The sequence below is a fragment of the Corynebacterium sp. HMSC064E07 genome, assembly GCF_001815745.1.
Taxonomy (GTDB): Bacteria; Actinomycetota; Actinomycetes; order Mycobacteriales; family Mycobacteriaceae; genus Corynebacterium; species Corynebacterium jeikeium_D.
In genome coordinates this window covers 228,073-228,646 of sequence record NZ_KV821828.1, presented here as the reverse complement: position 1 = coordinate 228,646, position 574 = coordinate 228,073, and the positions used below count along the sequence as shown (strand labels likewise).

At 55.2% G+C, this 574-nt stretch carries 1 pseudogene; it reads right to left on the bottom strand.

Going from position 1 to position 574, the window contains the following annotated elements:
* Positions 1–56: 56 nt before the first annotated feature.
* Positions 57–574, bottom strand: a pseudogene (locus HMPREF3053_RS09605) (IS256 family transposase); the annotation flags it as partial.

Below are 574 nucleotides of genomic sequence, written 5' to 3'. Positions count from 1 at the left end.
GTTAAGTAGCAAAAAGTGTGTCCGCTCGGCGTGTTGCGGGGCGGGCACACCGTTTGTTACTTCATGGGGCCTTTTCTGATTCCTATCGAGTGTTCGTACTCGGTTGGGATAGCGTTGTCGTAGAAGGCTGGTCGGCCTGTTTCATGGTCGGCTTTGTTGTGGTCTTCTTCGACAAGATCGTTGACTTTGGCGAGTTGATCTTGGCCGAAATTGCACTGCCTGGCGATCTTTAATGGGTCGTCAGGCAGTTGCGTTTTCGAGTGCAGGTACCACTCGAGCATTTTGCGTTGGCGCTCCCCGGACCTGCCGCGATGCGCGTCGGCGATGCGTTTGAGCCCGGCGTTGATGCCGCCTTCCAGACTGTTTGTCGTTGAAGCCCAGCGTTGAGGCTCAAGCGCATTCGGTGGTGGCTGCAGGTAGGTAAACAGCCATCCTTTCCGTGAGAGGTGCAGCAGGGAGTTGTATGCCTTGCGAACTCGCAGATGGGTCCATTCCCACTGGTTGTTGAGTGTGCGGCGCTCTTTTGACACGGGCGTTTTCTCGTTGAGGAATGCTTTGAATACCTGTCCGAAGT